Below are 396 nucleotides of genomic sequence, written 5' to 3'. Positions count from 1 at the left end.
GGTCGGCGATGGTCACAAATATCGAGGGAGAGGGCTGGTCCAAATTACCTGGCAGGCAAACTACGCGAAGTTCTGCGAAGTCGCCGAGATCGATCTGTTGGCGGAACCGGATGCGGCCCTGGAATGGCGCAGGGCGGTGTTGATCATGGTCGAAGGCATGATACGGGGCACCTTTACCGGCAAGAGTTTGCCCCATTACATTAATAACGCCGGCGTGGACTATGTTGCGGCACGCCGGATCATTAATGGTACGGACAAAGATACCGTCATCGCGGAATATGCGACGAAATTTGAATCGTTACTGAGACAGTGCCTGTGAAAAATATCATTCCGGCCATATTGCTCGCTTGCGCCGCTTCGTTCGCCAATGCATCCACAGTGTGCTCCGAGGAGGTG

The 396-nt window shown here is 54.3% G+C and carries 1 pseudogene; it reads left to right on the top strand.

Going from position 1 to position 396, the window contains the following annotated elements:
- Positions 1 to 319: pseudogene (locus AB4Z35_RS31000) on the top strand (hypothetical protein); the annotation flags it as partial.
- Positions 320 to 396: the final 77 nt, after the last annotated feature.

The organism is Pseudomonas sp. KB_15 (assembly GCF_052114525.1).
Lineage (GTDB): Bacteria > Pseudomonadota > Gammaproteobacteria > Pseudomonadales > Pseudomonadaceae > Aquipseudomonas.
Note: the sequence above shows the minus strand (reverse complement) of the source record. Positions and strands in the feature narration are given on the sequence as shown.